The organism is Roseivirga thermotolerans (assembly GCF_014653175.1).
Lineage (GTDB): Bacteria > Bacteroidota > Bacteroidia > Cytophagales > Cyclobacteriaceae > Roseivirga > Roseivirga thermotolerans.
Map to the genome: position 1 here is coordinate 55,008 of NZ_BNAG01000005.1, position 23,129 is coordinate 78,136.

Below are 23,129 nucleotides of genomic sequence, written 5' to 3' on the forward strand. Positions count from 1 at the left end.
TTACTGTAATGGGCAGATCAGCAAATGAGCTTGTATCCATAGCCTCTTACGTTTAGAATCTGTATGGAAGTATCTTGGCTAAGCTTTTTCCGGAGCTTGGTTATGAACACATCCATGCTTCGGGCATTAAAAAAGTCATCGCTCCCCCACAGGGTATTGAGTATTAGGGTTCTTTCTGTCAGGTCGTTTTTATGCAGGTATAATTCATGGAGCAGTTGGGCTTCGCGGTGCGTCAATTGCTCTTCCTGATCTTGAAAACGCAGTGTTTGTCTCGAAAAATTAAAAGTGTACTGCCCTATGGATACGTCTTCTGAGGGTTGACCTCCTGCGTGTCGGCTGAGCAGTGCCTTTATACGCACAATTAGCTCTTCCATAGAAAATGGCTTCCTTAGGTAGTCATTGGCCCCATAGCCAAACCCCTCCACCACATCTTCTGTACGGCTCTTAGCGGTTAGAAAAATAATGGGAATTCGGTCGTTCTTTTTCCTGATTTCCCTGACCAGAGAAAATCCGTCTTTTTTGGGCATCATTACGTCTAGCACCAATAGTTCCGGACCGGTTTGCTCATATTTGAGCCTGGCCTCTTCGCCATCGGCACAATAGATTACATCATAGCCTCTGGTTTCGAGGCTTTCTTTCACTATGGTGCCCAGGGCTACCTCATCTTCTGCCAAAAGTATCTTATGCTTTGCCATGGGGTACTTCTACTATAAAAGTGGTTTTACCGGGCTGCACACTAAGTGTTACCTCTCCGCTATGTTTTTCTACCAGGCTTTTGGTATAGAAAAGGCCAATTCCAAAACCTTTTACGTTGTGAATATTGCCCGTGGGTATACGATAAAATTTATCGAATATGCGCTGTTGCTCCTGCTTACCAATGTGCCCCCCGTTGTCTGTCACTCGCCAGGCTATTTTATCGGTACTGGCCGAAAGCTCCAACTCTATCTGATTACCTCCATACTTAATGGCATTGTCCAATAAGTTGCCAATAGCATTTTCCATATGAAACACATCCAGAAAAGCCGTTTCGCCAAGCAAATCGGTTTTAAAGCTCAGCTTTTTATCTCCTTTTATAAGGTAATAGCGTTCATAGATTTGCCGGGTAAAAGGCACAACCTCTACTTCCTCTAGCGAAATTTCAAGATCATCGGAATCCAAGGAAGCCGTTTCCAGTAGTTTTTCTACCATACCATTCAGCTTGCCGAGCTGATCTTTTGAAATATCCAGATACTTGGAGGTTTTCACCGGATCGTTGGCTTCATTGAAATTCGAAATACCTTCCAGAGCGGTAGAAATAGTAGCAATTGGGGTTTTAAACTCATGAGTAATATTGCTAATCAGGTCGTTCTTTATCTCGGCCAACTCCTTTTGCTCGCTGATCACCCTGTAGAGATACAGCAGGGAGCCAATAACCATAAAAGAGATAACCAGTGAAATGAGTAAATCCAGCCCTCCTCTTTTAAGAATAGCCAGAGAGGCATTTTCGAACCTCAATTGCAGCCGCTGATTTTTAGTTAGAAATGTGCTTTTGGAAAACACATCGAGCGGGTAATTTTCCAGATCATCGACAGGCTCTGATAGTAGTGTGTCAACCTTAGGCCTATTGAATGTAATCGCCCCATTTTTATTACTGCTTTCAACCACCTCTAGCCCTATCGGCACTGATTTGTAAAGCACCATCACATGGTTTACCCTTAGATTTCTTCGGTTCAACTCGTCTTGCAGGTGGCTTTTCAGAGCTTCGAGATTCAAATTGCTATTGGTTAACGATATGATTATTTTTTTGGCAAAGCCCTTAATCTGCTCCAGACTATCAGTAACCTTGATTTCTACATTGCCTGTATGCGACTGACTAAACAAAATACTATCGGAGATAGCCACAGAAGAATGGGCCATGTTTTGCCAGACACCAAATTTCTTAACGGGTGAGTCTAACTCTACTTTGGAGAGCTTGCCTTTCTGGAGACCTAGGGAATCCAGAAAAACAGACCAGTCGGTGGTTTTTCTAACCGAGTCTGACGAAGATGTCCATGCTCCGCGAAAAACGATACCCGGCATAAGGGTATCGTTAGGATCCAGTCGCCTATACATTATATCTTGCCGAACCAGATCGGCAAAATAGCTGTCTATGCTCACATCCAGAGCCCGTTGCATATCTTGAATAAACCGCTCTTTGTTCAGGTCATAGTTCTGAACATTCCGATACACCTGCGTAGCAATGGTAATTATGGCTGTGGCCGTAATGAGATAAATTATACGTTTGAGTTTCAGAGCGTTCACAAGGCAAATATACACACAGAACTCACTTTCAATTTTGAGCTTAACACACGTTAACACTGCTTAACTCAATGTTTTACAGCGTCTATATTCATTTGTAGAGTGATAAACTCAAGTATTATGAAAAAGACTATAAAAACACTTTATCTATTTTTTGCCATGCTGTTTTTTCTGAGCACTTCTGCTTTTGCTCAGAATTTCCAGGGCTACGCCACTTATCAGTCGTCTAGAAAGATGGACGGTTTCGGGGTTAAACTGGAGGGTGCCAGCCCCGATATGGAAGCCAAGCTAAAGGAGCAATTAAAAAAGCAATTTCAGAAAGAATACGAGCTCAAGTTTAACCTGACCGAGTCGGTCTGGAAAGAAGTGGAAAGTCTGGATGGTGGACCTACTTCGGCTTCCTCTGGCGGTGTGGTTGTTCGAATTGCGGGCAACATGAGTGGGGTTACTTATAAAAACACAGCCGAGAACCTTTATTTACGGGAGTCGGAAGTATTCAATAAACCTTTTCTGGTGAACGATGAACTGGAAAGTAGGGAATGGCAAATAACCAACGAAACCAAACAAATTGGTAATTATACAGCCTACAAAGCCATTTACAACGACATTCGCGAAAGCCGCGTCATTTCTTTTAGTAGTAATTCTAACAAGCCTAAAGACGATAAATCTGAAGCCGAAATAAAAACAGATACCGTGCAGGTAGTAGCCTGGTATACTCCACAAATTCCGGTATCGCAAGGACCTGGCGACTATTGGGGCTTACCCGGGCTGATTCTGGAGCTTACCGATGGCCCAACCACCTATTTATGTACAAAAGTGGTGCTTAACCCTGAAGAAACTGTGGTTATTAAAAAGCCTTCAAAGGGCAAAAAGGTAACCCGTGCAGAGCTGCAGGCAGAAATGGACGCCAAGATGGAAGAAATGGGTACCAAGTTCAGCAATGGTAAGGGGGAAATGAAATTCAAAATAGGAGGCAACTAATTCTAACACCAAGCCCAAGTCAAAAACTTATTATATGAACAAGCTAGTCCTTTTAATAGTGCTTTTAGCAGGAGCATTTTCAATTGCGCATGGTCAGCAAAAGGTAATTTTTAGTGGAGAGGTTCGCGATGATCAGGGGGCACCTCTGGAATTTGCCAATGTAATTGCCATTGATACGGTAAAAAAAACCATGGCGGCCTTTGCCGTAACTAACCCTCAGGGGCAGTTTAAAATCTCGCTGGAAAAAGACAGGGTGTATACCATTAAGGTAAGCTTTATAGGCTTTCTGCCATTTGAAAGAACCTATAAGGCAGAAGAAAGCAACTCTACCCCTTTTGGCATTGGCCTGACTACCGATGCCCAGCAGTTGGGCGATGTAGAGGTGGTGAGTGAAATGCCGGTGCTTATTCAGGGCGATACGATTACCTACAAAGCCGAGGTTTTTACACAAGGCAACGAACGAAAATTGGGCGATGTACTGAAAGACCTGCCGGGGTTTGAGGTAGATGCAGACGGAGGAGTGAAAGTGCAGGGTAAAAGTGTAGATAAGGTTTTGGTTGATGGCAAGGAGTTTTTTGAAGGAGACACCAAACTGGCAACCAAGAACCTACCGGCCAACGTGGTAGATCGGGTGCAGGTGCTTCAGAACTTCAATGACATAAGCCCACTGAGAGGGGTAAACAACAGCGAACAGCTTGCCCTGAACATTCAACTAAAGGAGGATAAAAAGAGTATGGTGTTTGGTGACCTGAAACTTGGTGGCGGACCTGAAGGGCGTTACCTGGCTCATGTAAACACATTTTACTACGACAAGAAAACCAATATCAACCTGATTGCCGATGCCAATAACGTGGGGATTCCGGCCTTCAGTATGAGTGACTATTTCCGGTTTTCCGGAGGACTGGGGGGCTTTTCGAGAGGTGCCGGCTCATCCATTCAAACCACATCCAATCAGCTGGGCATTCCAATGGCTGAAAGAAACAACGCCAAGTCGCTAAAAAATGAACTTGGGGCTCTCAACTACAATTTCACCCCTTCTAACAAATGGCATATTAATGGTTTCGCCATAGGGTCTCGGGTAGACAACACGCTTGGGTCTATCTCACAACGTACCTATGTGCTTCAGCCGGGCAACAATACCGAATTACTAACCTCCGAACAGCAAGTAGAGAGCACTTCCGGTTTGTTCAAGTATGGAATTAAATACATGCCTAACCCCAATCTGCAGGTAGACTATAGTGGCTTTGGGCGTTTGGCGAGTATAGAAAACCTCGACTTTCAAAACTCAACTTTTGGTAATCAGTCGAACGACATTAATGGCGCCACTACACAGGAACCTTACAGCATTCAACAGCAACTTAGGGCATTTTGGGCGGCAACAAACAAAGACATATGGTCTTTTGAAGGCAGCTATTCTCATGAAATACAAGACCCTACTTACAACCTTGTGAATTCAGGACAGCCGTTTGCTTCTATTATTCCGATGACTGGCAACAGCCCTTACAACCTCACACAGCTTAGGTATGTGGCTACCAATAAGTATGAGTCTGCCCTCAATTATTACCGCATTCTCAACAAAACGAACCACGTAAACTTTAAGCTGGGTAGCAATTCCACCAGTCAAACACTCAATTCAAGCATGTACGAAACGTTGGACGATGGCACGGTAAATGAGTTTAGTCAAAGCAACCTGATAAATCTGGTGGACTATACTTTTGAAGACTACTATCTGGGTATTCTTTACAAAACAAAGTTCGGTCCGTTAGAAATGAGCCCTTCGTTGAACTTGCACCGATACAAGGTGTGGAACAACCAAAATGATTCACAAAACGGTTTCGACAAGACTATGCTGCTCCCTGGTTTCTCTGCCCGCTATCAGTTTAGAAGTTCTCATACGCTCAACCTCAACTATGCCGTAACTGCAGAGTTTACAGATGTGCAAAATTTTGCTGAGGCTCTTGTGGTGAGAAGTTATAACTCGCTATTCCGGGGAAACACTGATCTCAAAAACAGTCTCTACCATAGCCTGAACCTTCGCTACTTCAACTTCAACATGTATAACTTCCTAAACCTGTATGGCGGGCTCAATTATTCCAAACGACTGGATGATGTGAGCAACATTGTGCAGTTTAACAACCTGGAGCGGGTAAACTCGCCCATCAACATTAATGCAGCCAACGAGGTGATGTCGGGTTATGCAAGTTTCGACAAACGATTGGATGCTTTCCGGTTCAACCTGAGCGCCAACTGGAGTAGAAGCACCAGCAATAACATTATATCTGACACCCCTAATCAAAACGTTAGCTTCAACCAAAGCTACAAGGCCACCATTACAACCACACTCTTTAAAAAGCTGTATCTCGATTTCGGATATAGCCTGGCTCTGAACAACTATGAGGCAAGGAATACCACCAGTCAGTTTGAAACCCATCAGCCATTTGGCAATCTGGAGATTGGTTTTCTTAAGGGCTTTACCCTAAATGCCAACTACGAGTACAATAGCTATGTATCTTCTACCAATCCCACTCAGACTTTCGATTTGCTCGATGCCGAATTGCGGTATAGAAAAGAGGGTTCACCCTGGGAGTTTAAGGTAGAAGGAATGAACCTGTTGAATACCACCGGCATTCGAAGAGACTCTTTTAGCGAGAGCCTCATTAGCACCTTTGAATATTTTATTCAGAAGCGCTACTGGGTATTTAGCGTAATGTACGACTTATAGAAATGACTGTTCTTCGCGAACCATATCTGAGCTCAGAGGTTCGCGAAGAACGGTTTAACTCCTATTAAAAAACTCGGTCATCTTAGCTATAACAAAATCCTGTCGGTCATGTTCCAGGCCAGGATAAACAGGTAGCGAAAGGGCTTGGTTCTGAAGTTTAAAGGCAACCGGAAAGTCGGTTGCTTTTGTGTTTACAGTTGAGTAGGCCTTGGTAAAGGGCAGGGCCTTCGGATAGTGGATCTGAGTTTGAACACCGCAATCCTTTAAGTAAGCCTTCAAATCATCACGATGCTCTATTAACACTTGAAAGACATGGTATACATGCTCATTGTTATCGGCTTTATGGGGCAATTGTACAGCTGAAATACCTTCTAAGCCCTTAAAATAGCGCAAGGCCAGCGCATTGCGCTCCTTATTCCAACCATCAATATATTTCAATTTAATGTTCAACACTGCCGCCTGTAGGGTGTCCATGCGGCTGTTCATACCTGCAAACTCATGGTCATGTTTGTCTAAAGCCCCGTGGTTGGCCATCTTTCGGCAAGCTGTGTACAATGCCTTATCGTTTGTTACAATCGCTCCGGCATCGCCCAAAGCCCCAAGGTTCTTGGTCGGATAAAAGCTAAAGACTGCAGCATGGCCAACGGTGCCTGCCATGGCACTCTTCTGTTGGGCAAAGTGTGCCTGGGCACAGTCTTCAACCACCCAAAGTCCATGAGCCTCGGCCACCTTCATAAGAGAATCCATATTGGCCATTTGACCATAGAGGTGTACCGGCACAATGGCTTTTGTACGCGGGGTAATCTTTTCTTCGAGTTGTGCCACATCAATGCAGTAAGTTTCTGCATCAACATCCACAAACACCGGTACCGCTCCAAGGTTAGAAACCACCTCAGCATCTGAAATCCAGGTCATGGCCGGAACCAACACTTCATGCCCCTGACCAACACCCAGCATCTTGAGTACTATAAAAAGCGCGTCTGTGCAATTGCCAACGGCCAGGCAATGTTCAACCCCCAGCTTTTGAGCAAAAGCCTTTTCAAAATTGGTGACGGCACTACCATGCACAAAATACGACTCATCCATAACCTGACGATAAGCTCCGTCAAGCTCTTCCCTTAGCGAGTCATGAATGGGTTTTAAATCTAAATAGGGAACTCTCATTGCTGAAAGATAAAGAAAAATACTCCTGAGAGCAGTCTCTGCTATGGGCACTATTATTAAATTAGACATTCATTTAACACATAGTAACTATGGCTAGTCCTGAAGAAATGTTGCAAACCATGATTGCCAATATGGCTGAGAAAACCGGAAAAACACTTGAAGAGTGGAAGGCCGTGCTCCATAAAGCAGCGCTTGGCAAACATGGAGAGATAATGAAGCTTTTGAAAGGCGAGTATGGTGTGAGCCATGGTTTTGCAAACACCATTGCACAGCTTTATCTGAAGCCCGAGTTGCTAGAGAAACAAACCGCCTCTGATGATTCGCTAGACCGGGAACTTTTAAAAGGTAAAGAAGATATTGCCCCCCTCTTTTACACAGTAAAAAATTTGTTCAAAGCACTTAAGGGCGAGGTAGAGTTTGCCTACAAAAAAACCTATATCAGCCTGCGCACTCCCAAAAAGCAATTTGCTCTTCTGCAGCCAAGCACAAAAACACGCTTAGATATTGGCCTTAACCTAAAAGGGATTGAGCCCGAAGGTAAGATTGAAGCTGCCGGAAGCTGGAATAGTATGGTCACCCACCGCATCAGAATTCAGCAGGTAGAAGACCTTGAGGGTTTGCAGGCGTGGTTTCAAAGAGCTTACGAAGCAAATCTTTAGGGGCTTGCCCGACAAATCTCCTCCCAATGCCCAACAAGTTTCAACCCATAGCATTTCAAGATTTAGACGATCTGTTTGCGTTTTTACCTGAAGAAGAGCTGAGTCTTGTCAACACCCTGAGAAACCTGGTGTATGAGTGTATTCCGGAAGTGAAAGAAAAACTAAGCTATAATGTTCCGTTCTTTAGAGCGCGAAAAACCATATGCTTTATTTGGCCGGGTTCCGTGCCATGGGGCGGTACATTTGAAGGTGTACAGTTTGGATTTGCACAGGGTCATTTACTTTCTGACCAAACCTACCTGACCTCAGGAAAACGCAAATATGTAAGAACCAGAACTTATAAGAAGTTAACTCCCGAAGATTTGGAAACCCTGAGAGGTCTGTTGTTCGAGGCTGCCGATTTAGACCGCTCAAAGTAATTAAGAACTCGTAAGCATTGCCACTCCACAAAGAGCCAATCCTTCTTTAGGAAAACCAATCTGTGGAGGGCAATATTCATTTTAGGCATTCACCGTAGCTGGTGCATATGTAGTATAGCCCTGAGCTCCCGGGGTATAAAAGGTGCTCTGATCGGGTTGTGCCAGTGGCAGGTTTTCTTTCATGCGCGTAACCAAATCAGGGTTGGCAATAAAAGGAACCCCAAAGGCTATCAGGTCGGCCTTGCCCTGCTCGATATCTTTCTGAGCAGAATCTTTTGCATAAGCTCCATTCAAAATCAGAGTCCCGGAAAACTCTCTCCTAAGCGTTTGCTTAATAGAATCCGGAACCGGAACTTGGGTCATGGCAGACATATCGGCCATATGTAAGTAGGCAATACCCATGGCGTTGAGTTGTCTGGCAATAAATTCATATTGCGCATCTATGCCTTCGAATGCTCCCATACTATTGAACACACCGTATGGAGAAATTCTCACTCCCACCTTGTCTTTTCCAATAGCATCAATAGTCGCTTTAGTTACCTCAAGTAAAAATCTGGACCTGTTTTCGCTACTTCCTCCATACTCATCGGTGCGCTGGTTGGATTTTGGATTTAGAAACTGGTTGATCAAATATCCGTTGGCTCCATGAAGTTCTACCCCATCAAACCCCGCCTCCACGGCCAGCCGGGCTGTTTCGGCATATTCCTTTATGGTGCTTTTTACTTCTTCCAGGGTCATTGCCTGTGGTTCGGAAATAGGCAGCATGCCCTCCCCATCCACATACATTTTGTCGAAAGGAGCTTCTACACCTATGGCCGAAGGAGCCAATACACGACCACCTTTCGGAAGATTCTTCTCATGAGAAACTCGCCCGGTATGCATTATTTGCAAGAAAATCTTGCTCCCCTTTTCATGAACGGCATCGGTAACCTGCCTCCACGAAGAAGCCTGCTCTTTGTTGTAAATAGCCGGAATTCGCGGATAACCGACACCATTGGGCGATGGAGACGCTCCTTCGGTAATTATAAGGCCGGCTTCTGCGCGTTGAGCGTAATACTCAGCCATCAGCTCGTTGGCCATATTGCCAATGGCTCTTGACCTGGTCATGGGAGCCATCACCACCCTGTTTTTCAGGTGCAGGGCTCCTTTTTCATACGGTTGAAATAAATTAGACATTACTTATTTGTTTGTTTTTAATTTTCTCAATCAGCCCTCACAACAGCGTGTATATACATATGATTTCATGAATTGGGACTTTTTTGCCCCACCGCCTTTAAAGCTCCTGTAATACAGGCAGATATCTCTTCACTTTTTTCTTACTGCATCAATTCACTCCAGCTTGCTCTCACAGAAAAGCACTGGCTCTGGCCATTTTACCATAGGCTATCGCTAAATTGAAGTCATGTCGAACACAGGGTTAATTATTGAAGAAAGAAGCCGCGACATTGGCGACTTTATGGTTGGGAGACTTATTCCTTTTCGAAAAAAGCGTATGGTGGGGCCTTTCATATTCATCGACCATATGGGGCCTTCTCTGATTCAGGATGGTCATTATATGGATATAGGCCAACATCCACACATTGGTCTTTCTACTCTTACTTATTTACTGGAAGGTGAAATAATGCATCGTGACTCTTTAGGTACAGAGCAGTTGGTAACGGCCGGTTCAGTGGGTTGGATGACTGCCGGCCATGGCATTGTGCACACTGAGAGAAGCCCGGATCATCAGCGAAATGGTGGCACATTTCCTATTCATGGATACCAGATTTGGGTGGCTCTACCTAAAGACAAAGAACAGATAGACCCGCAATTTTCATACACGCCCGGCCATGAACTGCCCGAATGGCAAACTGATTCCCTACGGTTTAAGCTTATTGCCGGACAAGGCTTCGGAAGGCAGTCGCCCGTTCCAGTATTCTCCTCTTTGTTTATGCTAAAAGTAGAAGCTAGCAACGAAGCTTCTTTACAAGTCAGTGGCGAGCTTAAGGGCGAAATTGGCGTATGTGTGGTTAAGGGGCACATTCTGGCCTGCAATGAGCGTATTGAAAAAGGCAATATGTTGGTATCTAAAGAGGAAGACATGTGCCACATAACACTGGCTAAGGGATCCTTGGTGTTGATTTTTGGTGGGGAAGCATTTCCTGAAGAACGGTACATTTACTGGAACTTCGTTTCTTCTGACAAAAGTGTGATTGAACAAGCCAAACTACGCTGGAAAAACAAGCAGTTTAAAATGGTTCCGGGCGAAAAAGACTACATCCCTTTGCCGGAATAATGTACTCAATCAGACGCATTATATACCGTTCCTTTGGTTGCCTAAAGGTTCTCCAGATCAATTGATTGATATTCGGCTTATGAAAGATTTTAGCCTGGTAATTGAAGAACTACAGGTTCGAGCAGAAGGAACCAATAACCCTCACCTTAAAGAAGCGCTTGAGAAAGTGATTGCTCTGCTAAAACATCTGGATCAACGGGGACTAGCTCCACAAGCATTCAGTAATGAACTAGCTACTTTGAAGAAACAACTCGCTGGCGACACCAAACCTTCACAAATCAGAGCATTTTATAATATGCTCACTGACCGTTTGCGAAAAAAACATGGCCTCACCGTACCGCACTTTTACAGAAACCTGTGGATGGGTATTGGAATGGGTGTATTCGGTGTGCCCTTGGGCACAGTCTTCTCTTCCCTACTCAATAATTTCGCATTCGTTGGAATAGGTATACCTGTTGGCATGAGCATAGGCATGGCCATTGGTATACAAAAAGATCATCAGGCTTTGGCCGAAGGTCGCCAATTGAACATTTAGCCTGGTGTGGGCATATTGTAGTAGAAGCGCTCATGTACAACCAGGTTATTTTTCCACTGCTTTACAGAGACCTGCTCCATCTTTATTCTGTTCCCGTCCATGAAGGTCACATCTATCCAGGTTTCTGTAGCGGTTTGCCCGGTTTCTTCGTTAGCGGTCAGTGCACCTACTCCACCACCATGTACTTCTTTTATCATGGCTAAAAACTGCTCTTGTCTCTTTCTGTTGGCAGCTTTGCCTTCAAATACATCGCCATTGCCCTCATGCATGACCACTTCTTCGGCATAAAACTTATCGAAAGCTTCAATTAGCTGGCCTCCTCCGGCCATTTGCTGTAAGTCTTGCTCTAATTGTAAAACACTCATGGTTATATTTTTTAATTTTCAAGGGCCATTCTCCTGGCTCGTAAAATCACCTACTCTCAATAAGTCAGAACCAGTTCACAGAAGAAAAGGCCCTCACGGTTGAAACCGGTCATTTGCGCTCATACAAAAAGTAAGGTCCGTTGTGATAAGTTAAGCAATTAACCTCAGCTGCTAAGCTTTTATTCTGCTTTTGAAATTTCTTTAGGCGAAGCGCATGGAACTGATACAGGGGTAAGTGTAGGTTATGCACCTCGACACCATGCAGAAATAACTCATTAATTGAAACCCACAACCATGTAAAGATTCAAAGGTTTGTAGCTTCTATACAGAGAGCTTCGGTTGAAATGTAAAGGCAATAAAAAAGCCCCTTTCGGGGCTCCTTTATTTACCTTTTCGGTAATAATCCACAATTATATCTCTCACTGAAACGCGCTGGTGATTGAAACTTTGTGAACTTCTTTCTTGATGCAAGCCTGCACCCGTTTTAACCTTGTTGGCGTTAGACTCGCTCATTTGACTAGACTTTAATACCTCCATTAGTTTACCTTACTTACAAAATTCTAAACTGCCCGTCAGGCTGAATCTCCATTTCCGATTGCAATATTATGCAATCGTTTGCATTATCCAAAAAAGCTTAGGCCCTTTTTTACAATTATTTAATGGAGAAAATCGGGGCTTAACAACAATTATACACCGAAGGTCAAGCACACCCTACTTTTGGCACTTACTCTTCTTCATTCCCTTGTCCAAAGCTGATCCTAAAACCATTGAGATCGTATAAATCAAAATCGGTCATTCCATAGTCAGCCTTCACCAACTCACTCACTTTCAGTCCTTTTGACTTGAACTCCCGGTAGAGCGATTCGACATTGCGAACAAAGACATAAAGCGTGGGGTGTACCCGCTGCAACTGAAAGTCTGTTGGTGCCTCCGAAAAATGAATAACCAGTTGGTCTCTTTTAAGAATAGCATAGGTAACCGGGGTTTCCCAGGTGAACTCCACTGTAAACCTCAATTTATCTTCATACCAGGCAATGGTTTCTTCTATATTGGTTACGGGCACCACAGGCGCAAAATGATCCAGAAAAGGTTTATCCGGCTTCATTTGATTGCTGTTTTAAATAGGCCATTATAATATCTCGCACATCGTTCTTTACCTGGCCAAAAGCCTCCGGGTTTCTAGCCGTATCTTCATAGTTTTTGAGAAACTCGAGGTTGGCTTCTCCGCCCCCCATTACAAATTGAGGTAGCGCTAACACATATTGCCTGGCCGGGTTTAGGAGCTCTCCTTTAATGTACCATTTACCTTCTCTCTTTTCTGCATTGGCCAACTGCAGGTAACCTCCCAACCCCACATTGGTTACGGTGCCTGTTTCAAGCACTCGCTCAATCACAGAGCCATTGAGTTTTACCAGCGATATTCCTCCTCCAAAAGGGAAGGAACGCAGGATATCGTACTCTGTTATGATACCTGTAAGTTGGTCGTCTAACCGAATGGAACCAGAGTTAAGAATGGCCAAATCGGCCTCTGGGGCAACATATAAAAAGGATTGGGCTGTTAGTATAGGATAGTTAGTAGGGCGGTATCGAATACTGCTTTCTCGGCCATCGAGTGTATCGGTCGTGGTCATTACCACCGCATCGGGGGTATAGCCCATGCCGGCCATACTTTCATTGCCAATAGCCACCCATTTGTCTACTACAGCCTTCACTTCCGGATCTTCCTCCACGGTATCATCAATAGTTACCAGTTCCGACTGAATGTCGGTTACTTTAGTGGCCTTATTGTAAGTGATTCGGTGCACGTATACGGTTTTGGCATTGGCATCGGCCTTGGTCAAAATGGTATTACCTATAACATACTTCATATTGGTATGATCGTGCCCTCCTAAAATGAGGTCTAACTCAGGCACAAAATACCTGGCCAATGAGTCATCCATTTCTTCTTCCAGATGTGTAATAGCCACCAGCACTTCTGCCTGATCCTTCACTTTTTCATACGTGGATTTTACCGACTCGTATTTATCGGTATACCCCACATAAGAGGCTTTATTGAACGGTACCGTTGACCCAAAAAAAGCCACATCAACTCCATTTATACTGTACATGACATGGTCAGGAAATGGCTGTCCTTTTTGCTTCCAGTCAATAAGCTTTCCGTCTACTCTATGAAAACAATTGGTGGTGGTCCATTGAAAGTCCGACTCGGCAATTCTTTTTAGGTGTTCTCCTTCCTTAATGTCGTATTCATGGTTGCCTGGTACCACAATATCTACTCCCACAGCATTCATTACTTCCACCATGTGTCTGCCGGCAATTTTCTCCCCCTCATAGGTAAGCGTACCCAACAACGATGGACTCACAAAATCGCCAGAAAGGGTTGTAATTACGTGTGGATTCTCCTGAAGGAGCTGCTTCTTAATGGTAGCCACCCGAGCCATGCCTGCCGATTTACCTCCTTCAATAGGTGCTATTTCATAGACATCGTTCATTTGGAGAATAATAAACTCAACCGTTTCACTCTTCTCGCAAGAATGAAAGATAAGAGCCAGAAGGGATAAAAGGAGTAACTTTTTCATGACGCTGTGTTTACCGCCAAAAGTTACGCTTTTGTGCTGTGTAAAAAAACCAAATGCGCCTTGCCTAGTGGGCACATTTGGCTAATTCAACCCTTGCTACCAATTAAAGATTACTTGATTAAACTCAGCACAGGCAATAAACAGGCATATTTTACCTCGTGCTACAACACGTCTTCTGTTAAAGTCTGCGCATACCTCGATAGAAACTTTAATACCATTCTCATCATATCCCCAGCCTACACATGGTTTCGTTTTCAAAAGGGTAGCACTACCTACTTTTACCCCATATATAAAAAAGTAGGCTCTGATTCTATCAGCCTCCTGACGGAGACAAATTCCCAAAGGCCCATAGGACCAGCAACTTTGCAGCTCAAAATCTGCGTAGTTATCAGCATCTAAACTGAAATCGGGTACCTGAGACAGATAGTTTACCTCATCCTTGCTTAGATCTGGCAAACGCTTAAAATAGAATTCTTCTTTCATGATTATAAATGTTTGATTTGACAACTTGAATCAAACATCACTCATGTTCAGCAGGGCTTCAATACCTCCCAAGGGGTAAGATTCCTATCTTTCTAAGTAATCTGATCAACGGTCAGCCTTAGCACGACCCTGGAATACACTCATGCTTTTCTGGGAAAGAATTAGTACTTTCATAAACATTCCGGCAAACACCCTCTCACCAAGAATACTCCCTGATAGGTATTGATCAGCGCACTTATGCAACTCAACTTGACACACAAACCAAACCAACCATACCATGAACATTTACAAGACCTTAACCTTCGTGTTTGCCACTCTCCTGGCGCTGGCGGTTATCAGAATACTGGTACCTACAGAAGATGATAAGTTTCTCGATAAGCTTAGTGCCACGCCAAGTCTTCAGCAAAAATTTCAAGGCAGCAGAATCGACCCCGAGGGTACCGGATCACTTATTTCGCTAAAGGAAGCTCAAGACAAAATGAAAGTGTTCAATCGGGAAAACCGAAGAAGCAGCACCGCTGACTCCTTACGAATCACCCCTTTTGCTTTCGCCTTTGGATCGGCTCACTTCGACACGTTGTTTTCTCGAATTAAAAGAATAAATGAAGACATTGGAGATGACCCTGAAGAGAGGGTACAGGGATTGAGAATTTACTTAACCTGGAACATCAAAAATACTCCAGGCCATATAGATCTGCTGGCCGTACCCGTACGAGGCAATGGAAAAGACTTTGTTCAGGTTAACCCTCCCAACTTTTTGGAAGAAGAAGTGGTACTCAACACTTCCGCCCCCTGCCCTAACAATTGTGACCCAGGTAAATAATAATGAATAACTGGGACTACATATTTATTTACTCATCTGTGTTTTCTCCACTTATTCCCATTGGTATTTACCTTACTCAAAAGCATAATGACCGGTTCAAAGTCATTATGCTCTTTGTATTTGTCTCCTTTGCCTCAGACTTACTCTCTATTTATGTGGTAAAGGGCTCTAATTACCTCTTTCTTCATGCCTATGGTTTAGTGGAAGCCATGCTCCTGTTTCTCTTTTTCTACAAAGTACTGGAAAACAGAAGGTGGATTCCCTTCTTGGCTGTATGCTACGGCATTTACTATACCATTAACTCACTGCTTTTTGAAATGGGCATGTTCAATACCATTGGCAGATCTATTGAATGTCTGCTTATTATCTTTCTATGTCTTCGTCTTTTCTATCAGTTTTTCCACAACGAAGAAGACCTGTTTTTGGAAAAATCACCCTTGTTTTGGATCACCGTAGGTCTTCTCACCTACTTCTCAGGTGCTTTTCTCACCTTTGTGTTTAGTCGGTACATTCTGGTCGATGAGCCTCTGTGGATTCTCCATAACATCTCCAATGTGCTCAAAAACACCTTTATTGCTATTGGCCTATGGAAAATGACACTCAAATAAACTACCAGGCATTTCTAATTCTGGGCACCATAGGCATGTTGCTGCTGGCTTTTGGAGTCACTTTTTTTATTTACTTCTACCAAAGAAAACTCCTCAAGAAAAAAATTGCTTTTCAGGAAATTGAAGACCTTCTGAAACAGCAAGAACTGCACTCGGCCTATACACTATTGAAAGGGCAAGACATGGAGCGTAAGCGTATTTCTCAAGAGTTGCATGACAATCTGGGCAGTCAATTGGTTACTCTAAAAATGTATGCCGACTCTGCAGTTTCAGCTCCATCAACCAACCAAAAAAATGAATTTCTAAGCAAAATAAGTCAACTGGTTGAACAGGCCAGCAACGAAACACGCAAGCTTTCGCACGAGTTAGATTCTGTAGCCTTGAAACACTTTGGCCTTGAAACGGCCATTGCCGACCTAAAATCCACCATAGAGTCGCTTAAGAAAATAAAAATAACCACCTCAGTAATTCTTGAAGACAACCTATCGAGCAATATGGCTTACCAGCTCTACAGAGTAATTCAGGAATTGGTGAATAACACTCTTAAGCATGCTTATGCCGGGCAAATCAGCATAGACATTCACCAAGACGAAAGGCAGCACCTTCACCTTATATATAAAGACAATGGTGTGGGCTTTGACATTGGAAAGGCCAAAAAAGGGATGGGGTTATTGAATATACGATCGAGAATAAACGAACTCTCCGGAGAACTGTACATTCTATCCAATTCCGGAGGAACTTCTATCACCATTGAAATTCCGCTCTATGAAAATTAAAGTATTATTGGCCGATGATCATGCCATTGTTATCGAAGGCCTGAAGGCTGTACTATCGGCACACCCCGAAATTGATGTTTGCGGAGAAGCACACAACGGAAAGGAGGTTTTGGACTTTCTGGATACTCACTATGCCGATGTGGTTGTTTTAGACATTAACATGCCCGTAATGGATGGGCTAACCTGTGCCCGAAAAATCAGACAGAAGCATCAACGTGTTAAAATTATAGTGCTCACCATGTATGCTCAGAAGTCTTTTATTGAAGAAATGCTCAGAATTGGCATAGATGGTTCTTTATTAAAAAGCAATACAGGGCAGGAACTAAAAGAGGCTATCTATCGGGTGCATAGTGGAAAATCGTACTACGATATGGTTCACACCTTTGACGATGCAAGCAATACCGTAAGCCAATACAAACTAGGCGACCGCGAAATAGAAATTATTAAACTCTTGGCCGAGGGGCTCACCAGCACTGAAATTGCCGATAAACTCTTTATTGCCGAAAGCACGGTGAAAACCCACCGTAGAAACATTCTTAGAAAAACAGAGTTACACAACACCTCACAACTCATACAATTTGCTCTCAATCAAGGCATTATATAGGATTTAAAGCACCCATTGTGGCATGCCGGGGCTCCTCTGCCACTCGCGGATCATGAATATACCGGAGCTTTCGCATAGAAATAACCTCCAGGCTCAAAAAGTCAAATTCTTCCACAATTTTACCTTCAATAGCATAAATACCCTTTCCCCGAAACGGATACCTTGCTGCAACAGGCGGAAAGTGCGTGCTGTCTATAAAGTGGCCCTCACGGTCTATCCAGGTACCAAACTGCATACGCTTGCCACCTGAAGTATTGGTGTTCTTTATGTGCACCAGATACCCCACCATAGTAACTACCTTATTCTTAAACCGCTCCATTTGGCTAACCAAAACCTCTTGTGCCGGCAACTCCTGAAGCAAATCGAAAGGATTACACAACGGAAAACCCAAAAGGTCAATCTGATCAAAAGCATCTTCCAGCCTATCATAGCTTAGAGGAGGTATGCTAAAACGCTTTACTTTGGGGTCGAAAAGCATTTTTACCGGCCGGGTCTTCTTTGCATGACTAAGCTGAAAATGTGCTTCCCACAACAACTCTTTCTTCGACCGTCCGGTAAATCTAAATGCATCAATTCTCACCAAAAGGGTCACTTGTTCCAGAGAAATAGATACCCGCTTCAAAAAATTATCAAAGCTCATAAAAACCCCATTGGCTGTTCTTTCTTCCAAAATGGCCGCTACAGTAGTTTTATCTAAATCGCCAATAAAACCGAGGCCTATGAAAATACTACGCCCATAAATGACACAAAGCTCTTCACTCAAATTTACACAAGGAGGCTGCACATCGCCCCCATGCATATAGGCCTCATGCGCATATAGCTCTACACTATAAAACCCGCCACCATTATTCATAGTAGCTACCATATACTCCAACGGATAGTGTGCCTTTAGGTACAAACTCTGATAACTCTCTACGGCATAGCTGGCCGAGTGCCCTTTGGCAAAAGCATAACCGGCAAAGCTTTCTATTTGACGCCATACATCAGCCGCCAATTCATACGAGTGCCCCTTTTCTTTGCACTTCTCAAAGTATTTATCCCGTACTTTCTGAAACTCCTCTCTGGAACGATACTTACCTGACATACCTCTGCGTAGCACATCGGCCTCTGCCAGGCTCAATCCGGCAAAATAGTGTGCCACTTTAATCACATCTTCCTGGTACACCATTACCCCATAAGTATCGGGCATAATCTCACGCAGAATAGGGTGCGCCTCCTTTCTTCTCTCCGGCTCACGAAACCTCAGAATATATTGCCGCATCATACCTGATTTGGCTACCCCGGGCCGAATGACAGAACTGGCAGCAACCAGCCCCAGGTATTCATCTACCCTCAGCTTTTTGAGCAACATGCGCATAGCCGGAGACTCCACATAAAAACAACCTATAGCCTTGCCCTCGCGCAGCAAATTCTTTACACGTTCGTCCTTCTTGAAGCAAGCAATATCATGAATATCAATTGGAGGCCTGTCGGGGTGGTTTCTACGAATAACTTCCAGGCTATCACGAATTTTGCCCAGTCCCCGCTGGCTAAGGATATCAAACTTATATAACCCAATGTCTTCGGCCACAACCATATCGAAATGAGTTGTAGGAAAACCCTTGGGAGGCAAATCGGTTGCCGTGTAGTAATGAATAGGCCTTTCAGCAATGAGAATTCCTCCGGCATGTATACTCAAATGACTCGGAAAACCTTCAATATAATGCCCGTAGCGCAGCACCAACTGCTGAGTATGATCCAACTTCCGAAGCTCAGCCTTTTGAATATATTCTATCTCATGGGGAGGAAGCCCCAGCACCTTGCCCAACTCCCTAACCACCGCTCTAAACTGAAAAGTACTATAAGTAGCCAACAGAGCCACATTCCCTCCCTCTCCATGCTGAAATTCTCTGAAAATAAACTCTGTAATATCTTCTCTATCCTTCCATGAAAAATCAATATCGAAATCAGGAGGATTTTGACGATAGAGATTAATAAATCTCTCAAAATACAAGTCCAGCTCAATAGGATCTACATCTGTAATTCGCAACAAATAAGCCACTACACTATTGGCTCCACTACCCCTTCCCACATAATAATATCCCTTCTCCCTGGCATACTTACACAGCTTCCAGTTAATAAGAAAATAAGACATAAACCCTTGTTGTTTTATTACATCCAACTCTGTTTTTACTCTTTGCTTTATTTTCTGAGAAGGATTGGGATAGCGATAATAGAGCCCTTCCTCACAAAGCCTTTCCAACATGGCATAGTCTTGCTCAGGGGTTTCGCAAAAACAACGAAGATTCTTATTCAGGTTCTCTCCCTCAAAATCGAAGTGTATCTCACAAATACTTAAAAGCTTCTCCGCATTTTCTATCAGGTAGAGATGGTTGCTATATAACCGCCTTAGCTCTTCGGCCGGATAAATAAAATCGCCAGGGTGTGCCTCTTCAGAGCGCGGCAATCTGCTCAACAACATGTTATTGGCAATGGCTCTTAACAACCGGTGAGCATTGAAATCGCGCTTTAATACCTCCCGCTCTCCGGTTTTGGTATTTACACTACTTCTAAAAGTGGCCGTTGGCATAGCCAACATCTTTTCTTTGTCAATTGCATGAGGAGGATAAACCAACCTTGGTAAATCTTTGGGTTTTACCCCCACATATTCATAATCATTGAGATTAAAGCCTGTATATTTTTCGAAAGGGTATATAACCAACGCCTGATTAAAACGAGGGGCACGGTACGGAATCTTTTCTCTGGAGTGCAAATATTTTGAGAGGTAATCATTGAGCTCTCTAAAGCCCTCATTATTTCGGGCAATAGCCACATACAATTGATCAGCTCCATTTCTAAAGTCTATGCCTAAAATAGGTTTAACACCATAGCGAGGAGCCAAACGTACAAAATTGAGGGAGGCCGCAGTACTATTAATATCGGTAAGAGCCATACTCTTTACCCCAGCCTGTTGCATCAGCTCCAATAAATTGGACGTTCGTATAGTGCCATACTTGAAGCTAAAATATGAATGACAGTTAATGTACATATTGCTATGTGCAACCGCGATAGAAAACGCTCATCCATTCACTGGACCGCAAGAACAAAGCTAATAAAAATAGCAAACTAATTTTATTAGTTTGTTAACTAAAATATAGCTGAATAGGTAAGGATAAAAAAAAAGCCCGGCAGCATTGCCGAGCTTTTAAGCAGTCCCTAGGGGAATCGAACCCCTGTTTCCAGGATGAAAACCTGGCGTCCTAACCCCTAGACGAAGGGACCGTGACATTGTCAATAAGTGCAGAGGAGGAGGGATTCGAACCCCCGGTACCTTGCGGTACAACGGTTTTCAAGACCGCCGCGTTCGACCACTCCGCCACTCCTCTGGATGTGATCTCCCGATTGGGACTGCAAAGATAAATGGAATTTTTTTTCTTCAAACAAGAATGCTCAAATATTATTCTCAGCTTTTAGCTTATCAAACTTGGCCTTGTCCAAAGCAGCATTCATTTCAAAGCCTACCAGCAATATGAGCGAGAGAATGAACAACAATAGCATGAGCACCAGTAAGACTCCTATTGAACCGTAGAGCTTATTATATGTACCGAAATTGTTGATGTAAAAGGAAAAGCCAAAAAATGCGGCAATGCAAGCCAAGGTAGAAAATATGGATCCGGCACTAAAGAAATGCCAGCGTTCATGAACCGCAGGGGCAAAGTAGTATATACAGGAAATAGCAATTTGAAAGATTAAATAAATAACCACAAACCGCAATACCAACACAAGATCCAGAGAGATTACATCTTGCACAAACTCCCTTACCTTATTGTCCTGCAACAATTGCTGCCCAACCACCAGTAGTGCAATTGAAATAATCACAGAGAGTGATAGTATAAAAATGAGCATGGTAGCAATAAACCTCATTTTAATGAAACCGCGGGTTTCAACTGTTTTATAACAGGCGTTGAATGCCGCCATCAGAGCATTCATTCCATTGGTAGAAAGCACCAGTGTAAGTATAAAACCAAAAGAAAGGAGCCCTCCTCTTTGCTTACTAATAATGTCGTGAATAGTGGTAGAAGCCGCATTGTACAGGTTCTTTGGCAATATATTCTCCATGAACATAATGATCTCCTCATTGGTGACCTCCGGAAAGAATATTTGAATATATGGGGTTAACGTAAACAGGAAGATTATGGCAGGGAAAATAGCCATAGTAAAACTAAAGGCAACGGCATTGGCTCTTCCTACTATTTCATCATCACCCATTTTTTGCAAAAAGATGACAATTGCCTCGTACAAACCTACCTTCTCTTTGCCAATCTTTATTCTCTGCAAAAAAGAGACGAACCTCTTATATGCCTGATGATTTACTACCAGATTGACTAAACGACTTCTCATTCGAAATGTGGCTTCAAAAGTTCCAGCAAATAGCCCGGTGCCCGGCAGGGTCTTCCCGTAGACTTATTGATAAAAGCCAAAGTAGTTTCTCCCTGATTAAGTTTAATACCCTGTTCATTGAACACTTCGTACAAAAATTTCATGCGCATTTCCGGCAAGGAGGGTATACTCACTCTCACAGTAAGTAGTTCATCGTATTTCGCTGGCCTGATAAACTTACAGTGGAGTTCGGTTACGGGCATCATCACCCCTTCTTCTTCCATTTTTTTATACTGAAACCCGGCTTGCCTCATAGCCTCTACCCTAGCTACTTCATAGTAGGTGGCATAGTTACCATAATAGGCATATCCCATCTGATCAGTTTCGGCATACCTTACGCGTACCTGAACATCGGCCTTATACATGTTATCTGTATATGTTTCTTTTGTTTAGTGCCTGCTGAAACAGCCTGGCATTTCGGTTGTGTTCGGCCAGGGTTTTAGCAAAGCGGTGGTAACCAGAGAAATCTTCCTTGGCACACATATAAATATAAGAATGCTCTTCGTAATTCAGAACGGCATTTAGGGAACTGATTGAGGGCAGATTAATAGGGCCGGGAGGAAGTCCTCGATAGCGATAGGTGTTGTAGGGGCTATCCACCTGCGTATCGGCTGTTAAAACACGTTTAATAGTAAAGTCGCCAAGAGCAAACTTCACTGTCGGGTCAGCTTGTAAAAGCATCTTTTTATTGAGCCTGTTAATGTACAAGCCGGCAATTTTGGGTTTTTCATCTCCCATTATGCTTTCATCCTGAACGATAGAGGCCAAAGTAGCTACCTCAACGGGGCTTAGCCCAATGGCAACCGCTTTGTTCTTTCGTTCTTCCGTCCAAAAGTTCATATACTCTTTGTGCATTCGTTCAAAGAGCCCTTTGGCCGATATGGTCCAATAGACCTCATAGGTATTAGGAATAAACATGGCCATAACATTCTGGCTGTTGAACCCAAATTCTGCCAGATACTCGTCATCGTTTAACAAGGCCTCGAACTCCTCGGTGCTCGCCCCCACATTAGAGGTGATTTTTTCCGAAAGTTCCGATTTAAAGCGCACGTTATTGAAGGTAATATCGACCGGAGTTTGGTTGCCGGCCCGCAGTTTTCTGATGGCGTCAAGGTTGCTCATTTTAGAGTCGAGCAAATAAACACCCGGCTTCACAGCTTTTTGGTAGCGCAATATTTTGGCCACAAAACTGAATGAAACGGCATCTTCGATAACCCTGGCTTCATAAAGGTTATTTCTTAGTGAATCGAAGGTATCGTCATGATCTATGAGTATGGTCTGAGCTTCGGACTCCGTTAGAATATTGGCTCCATAAAACAACTGATAGAAATAGAACGAAAAGGTGGTCAGCAACAGAGAGAAGATGACCATAAACAACACAAAGCGCTTTCTTTTCTGCATAGGGGCACAAAAATAGTGAATTTGTCCTAACTTCGGTTT

Annotated in this window: 23 protein-coding genes and 2 tRNA genes; 10 read left to right on the top strand and 15 right to left on the bottom strand. The window is 43.5% G+C overall.

The genetic code is table 11. From position 1 onward, the window contains the following. Window positions 1–17: 17 nt before the first annotated feature. Window positions 18–695, bottom strand: a complete 678-nt coding sequence (locus IE164_RS17030) for a response regulator transcription factor (RefSeq protein WP_189631478.1) — start codon at window positions 693–695, stop codon at window positions 18–20. Next, a complete protein-coding gene (locus IE164_RS17035; RefSeq protein ID WP_189631479.1) occupies window positions 682–2,280 on the bottom strand; it encodes a sensor histidine kinase in 1,599 nt (532 codons plus the stop codon). Before IE164_RS17035 ends, IE164_RS17030 begins: the two co-directional genes overlap by 14 nt. 117 nt (window positions 2,281–2,397) lie before the next feature. Between IE164_RS17035 and IE164_RS17040 the strand changes: the two genes are divergently transcribed. Beyond that, window positions 2,398–3,258, top strand: coding sequence for a GLPGLI family protein (locus tag IE164_RS17040; protein WP_189631480.1), 861 nt, complete (start codon window positions 2,398–2,400; stop codon window positions 3,256–3,258). A gap of 34 nt (window positions 3,259–3,292) precedes the next feature. Next, a complete protein-coding gene (locus IE164_RS17045) occupies window positions 3,293–5,980 on the top strand; it encodes a carboxypeptidase-like regulatory domain-containing protein (protein ID WP_189631481.1) in 2,688 nt (895 codons plus the stop codon). 54 nt (window positions 5,981–6,034) lie between these two features. Here IE164_RS17045 and IE164_RS17050 read toward each other — a convergent pair whose 3' ends face one another. Beyond that, window positions 6,035–7,213 carry a DegT/DnrJ/EryC1/StrS family aminotransferase gene (locus tag IE164_RS17050; RefSeq protein ID WP_229838749.1) on the bottom strand — a complete coding sequence of 393 codons (1,179 nt, stop codon included), beginning with the start codon at window positions 7,211–7,213 and terminating at the stop codon, window positions 6,035–6,037. A 20-nt stretch (window positions 7,214–7,233) separates the two neighbouring features. Between IE164_RS17050 and IE164_RS17055 the strand changes: the two genes are divergently transcribed. Both IE164_RS17055 and IE164_RS17060 read left to right on the top strand, forming a co-directional pair. After that, window positions 7,234–7,803, top strand: coding sequence for a DUF4287 domain-containing protein (locus IE164_RS17055; RefSeq protein ID WP_189631482.1), 570 nt, complete (start codon window positions 7,234–7,236; stop codon window positions 7,801–7,803). Between the two features lie 26 nt (window positions 7,804–7,829). Continuing rightward, entirely contained in the window at window positions 7,830–8,222 is a 393-nt protein-coding gene (locus tag IE164_RS17060; protein ID WP_189631483.1) for a DUF1801 domain-containing protein, read from the top strand. Between the two features lie 81 nt (window positions 8,223–8,303). Here IE164_RS17060 and IE164_RS17065 read toward each other — a convergent pair whose 3' ends face one another. After that, window positions 8,304–9,398, bottom strand: coding sequence for an alkene reductase (locus IE164_RS17065; protein ID WP_189631484.1), 1,095 nt, complete (start codon window positions 9,396–9,398; stop codon window positions 8,304–8,306). 226 nt (window positions 9,399–9,624) lie between these two features. Between IE164_RS17065 and IE164_RS17070 the strand changes: the two genes are divergently transcribed. Further along, complete coding sequence (locus IE164_RS17070) at window positions 9,625–10,497, top strand: pirin family protein (protein ID WP_189631485.1); 873 nt, start codon at window positions 9,625–9,627, stop codon at window positions 10,495–10,497. A gap of 79 nt (window positions 10,498–10,576) precedes the next feature. Further along, window positions 10,577–11,032, top strand: a complete 456-nt coding sequence (locus IE164_RS17075) for a hypothetical protein (protein ID WP_189631486.1) — start codon at window positions 10,577–10,579, stop codon at window positions 11,030–11,032. Here IE164_RS17075 and IE164_RS17080 read toward each other — a convergent pair. The 5 genes from IE164_RS17080 to IE164_RS17100 all read right to left on the bottom strand — a co-directional run bounded on the left by IE164_RS17080 (window position 11,029) and on the right by IE164_RS17100 (window position 14,459). Further along, the gene (locus IE164_RS17080; protein WP_229838751.1) at window positions 11,029–11,397 is read right to left on the bottom strand and encodes a SnoaL-like domain-containing protein; all 369 of its coding nucleotides are present in this window, start codon (window positions 11,395–11,397) and stop codon (window positions 11,029–11,031) included. The two genes, IE164_RS17075 and IE164_RS17080, sit on opposite strands and share 4 nt — an antisense overlap. A gap of 381 nt (window positions 11,398–11,778) precedes the next feature. Continuing rightward, window positions 11,779–11,934, bottom strand: coding sequence for a hypothetical protein (locus IE164_RS17085; RefSeq protein WP_189631487.1), 156 nt, complete (start codon window positions 11,932–11,934; stop codon window positions 11,779–11,781). 187 nt (window positions 11,935–12,121) lie between these two features. Then, window positions 12,122–12,502 carry a DUF8817 family protein gene (locus IE164_RS17090; protein WP_189631488.1) on the bottom strand — a complete coding sequence of 127 codons (381 nt, stop codon included), beginning with the start codon at window positions 12,500–12,502 and terminating at the stop codon, window positions 12,122–12,124. Then, window positions 12,489–13,976 carry a bifunctional metallophosphatase/5'-nucleotidase gene (locus IE164_RS17095; RefSeq protein ID WP_189631489.1) on the bottom strand — a complete coding sequence of 496 codons (1,488 nt, stop codon included), beginning with the start codon at window positions 13,974–13,976 and terminating at the stop codon, window positions 12,489–12,491. The genes IE164_RS17090 and IE164_RS17095 overlap by 14 nt, the downstream gene beginning before the upstream one ends. A 96-nt stretch (window positions 13,977–14,072) precedes the next feature. Continuing rightward, the gene (locus IE164_RS17100; RefSeq protein ID WP_189631490.1) at window positions 14,073–14,459 is read right to left on the bottom strand and encodes a hypothetical protein; all 387 of its coding nucleotides are present in this window, start codon (window positions 14,457–14,459) and stop codon (window positions 14,073–14,075) included. A 277-nt stretch (window positions 14,460–14,736) separates the two neighbouring features. Between IE164_RS17100 and IE164_RS17105 the strand changes: the two genes are divergently transcribed. The 4 genes from IE164_RS17105 to IE164_RS17120 are packed head-to-tail and all read left to right on the top strand — an operon-like array spanning window position 14,737 to window position 17,270. After that, a complete protein-coding gene (locus tag IE164_RS17105; RefSeq protein WP_189631491.1) occupies window positions 14,737–15,282 on the top strand; it encodes a hypothetical protein in 546 nt (181 codons plus the stop codon). A gap of 2 nt (window positions 15,283–15,284) precedes the next feature. Beyond that, window positions 15,285–15,890: a hypothetical protein gene (locus IE164_RS17110; protein ID WP_189631492.1), complete on the top strand. Its 606-nt coding sequence runs from the start codon at window positions 15,285–15,287 to the stop codon at window positions 15,888–15,890. Further along, window positions 15,869–16,666, top strand: coding sequence for a sensor histidine kinase (locus IE164_RS17115; RefSeq protein WP_189631493.1), 798 nt, complete (start codon window positions 15,869–15,871; stop codon window positions 16,664–16,666). The genes IE164_RS17110 and IE164_RS17115 overlap by 22 nt, the downstream gene beginning before the upstream one ends. After that, window positions 16,656–17,270, top strand: coding sequence for a response regulator (locus IE164_RS17120; RefSeq protein WP_189631494.1), 615 nt, complete (start codon window positions 16,656–16,658; stop codon window positions 17,268–17,270). The genes IE164_RS17115 and IE164_RS17120 overlap by 11 nt, the downstream gene beginning before the upstream one ends. Here IE164_RS17120 and IE164_RS17125 read toward each other — a convergent pair. The 6 genes from IE164_RS17125 to mltG form a co-directional block, all read right to left on the bottom strand. Next, window positions 17,263–20,298, bottom strand: a complete 3,036-nt coding sequence (locus tag IE164_RS17125; protein WP_189631495.1) for a DNA polymerase III subunit alpha — start codon at window positions 20,296–20,298, stop codon at window positions 17,263–17,265. The genes IE164_RS17120 and IE164_RS17125 overlap by 8 nt on opposite strands. A 161-nt stretch (window positions 20,299–20,459) precedes the next feature. After that, window positions 20,460–20,531 (bottom strand) — tRNA-Glu (locus IE164_RS17130). A gap of 19 nt (window positions 20,532–20,550) precedes the next feature. Then, window positions 20,551–20,635: transfer RNA gene (locus tag IE164_RS17135), tRNA-Ser, on the bottom strand. A gap of 64 nt (window positions 20,636–20,699) precedes the next feature. Continuing rightward, window positions 20,700–21,650: a YihY/virulence factor BrkB family protein gene (locus tag IE164_RS17140; RefSeq protein ID WP_189631496.1), complete on the bottom strand. Its 951-nt coding sequence runs from the start codon at window positions 21,648–21,650 to the stop codon at window positions 20,700–20,702. After that, window positions 21,647–22,054, bottom strand: coding sequence for an acyl-CoA thioesterase (locus IE164_RS17145; RefSeq protein ID WP_189631497.1), 408 nt, complete (start codon window positions 22,052–22,054; stop codon window positions 21,647–21,649). Before IE164_RS17145 ends, IE164_RS17140 begins: the two co-directional genes overlap by 4 nt. Window position 22,055: 1 nt before the next feature. After that, window positions 22,056–23,090: an endolytic transglycosylase MltG gene (mltG, locus tag IE164_RS17150; protein WP_189631498.1), complete on the bottom strand. Its 1,035-nt coding sequence runs from the start codon at window positions 23,088–23,090 to the stop codon at window positions 22,056–22,058. Between the last annotated feature and the right edge of the window lie 39 nt (window positions 23,091–23,129).

Excerpts from the sequence above, each read along its gene's own strand:
- IE164_RS17030 (WP_189631478.1), bottom strand. The coding sequence starts at position 695 with ATGGCAAAGCATAAGATACTTTTGGCAGAAGATGAGGTAGCCCTGGGC.
- IE164_RS17040 (WP_189631480.1), top strand. The coding sequence starts at position 2,398 with ATGAAAAAGACTATAAAAACACTTTATCTATTTTTTGCCATGCTGTTT.
- IE164_RS17045 (WP_189631481.1), top strand. The coding sequence starts at position 3,293 with ATGAACAAGCTAGTCCTTTTAATAGTGCTTTTAGCAGGAGCATTTTCA.
- IE164_RS17050 (WP_229838749.1), bottom strand. The coding sequence starts at position 7,213 with ATGTCTAATTTAATAATAGTGCCCATAGCAGAGACTGCTCTCAGGAGT.
- IE164_RS17055 (WP_189631482.1), top strand. The coding sequence starts at position 7,234 with ATGGCTAGTCCTGAAGAAATGTTGCAAACCATGATTGCCAATATGGCT.
- IE164_RS17060 (WP_189631483.1), top strand. The coding sequence starts at position 7,830 with ATGCCCAACAAGTTTCAACCCATAGCATTTCAAGATTTAGACGATCTG.
- IE164_RS17065 (WP_189631484.1), bottom strand. The coding sequence starts at position 9,398 with ATGTCTAATTTATTTCAACCGTATGAAAAAGGAGCCCTGCACCTGAAA.
- IE164_RS17070 (WP_189631485.1), top strand. The coding sequence starts at position 9,625 with ATGTCGAACACAGGGTTAATTATTGAAGAAAGAAGCCGCGACATTGGC.
- IE164_RS17075 (WP_189631486.1), top strand. The coding sequence starts at position 10,577 with ATGAAAGATTTTAGCCTGGTAATTGAAGAACTACAGGTTCGAGCAGAA.
- IE164_RS17080 (WP_229838751.1), bottom strand. The coding sequence starts at position 11,397 with ATGAGTGTTTTACAATTAGAGCAAGACTTACAGCAAATGGCCGGAGGA.
- IE164_RS17085 (WP_189631487.1), bottom strand. The coding sequence starts at position 11,934 with ATGGAGGTATTAAAGTCTAGTCAAATGAGCGAGTCTAACGCCAACAAG.
- IE164_RS17090 (WP_189631488.1), bottom strand. The coding sequence starts at position 12,502 with ATGAAGCCGGATAAACCTTTTCTGGATCATTTTGCGCCTGTGGTGCCC.
- IE164_RS17095 (WP_189631489.1), bottom strand. The coding sequence starts at position 13,976 with ATGAAAAAGTTACTCCTTTTATCCCTTCTGGCTCTTATCTTTCATTCT.
- IE164_RS17100 (WP_189631490.1), bottom strand. The coding sequence starts at position 14,459 with ATGAAAGAAGAATTCTATTTTAAGCGTTTGCCAGATCTAAGCAAGGAT.
- IE164_RS17105 (WP_189631491.1), top strand. The coding sequence starts at position 14,737 with ATGAACATTTACAAGACCTTAACCTTCGTGTTTGCCACTCTCCTGGCG.
- IE164_RS17110 (WP_189631492.1), top strand. The coding sequence starts at position 15,285 with ATGAATAACTGGGACTACATATTTATTTACTCATCTGTGTTTTCTCCA.
- IE164_RS17115 (WP_189631493.1), top strand. The coding sequence starts at position 15,869 with ATGGAAAATGACACTCAAATAAACTACCAGGCATTTCTAATTCTGGGC.
- IE164_RS17120 (WP_189631494.1), top strand. The coding sequence starts at position 16,656 with ATGAAAATTAAAGTATTATTGGCCGATGATCATGCCATTGTTATCGAA.
- IE164_RS17125 (WP_189631495.1), bottom strand. The coding sequence starts at position 20,298 with ATGTACATTAACTGTCATTCATATTTTAGCTTCAAGTATGGCACTATA.
- IE164_RS17140 (WP_189631496.1), bottom strand. The coding sequence starts at position 21,650 with ATGAGAAGTCGTTTAGTCAATCTGGTAGTAAATCATCAGGCATATAAG.
- IE164_RS17145 (WP_189631497.1), bottom strand. The coding sequence starts at position 22,054 with ATGTATAAGGCCGATGTTCAGGTACGCGTAAGGTATGCCGAAACTGAT.
- mltG (WP_189631498.1), bottom strand. The coding sequence starts at position 23,090 with ATGCAGAAAAGAAAGCGCTTTGTGTTGTTTATGGTCATCTTCTCTCTG.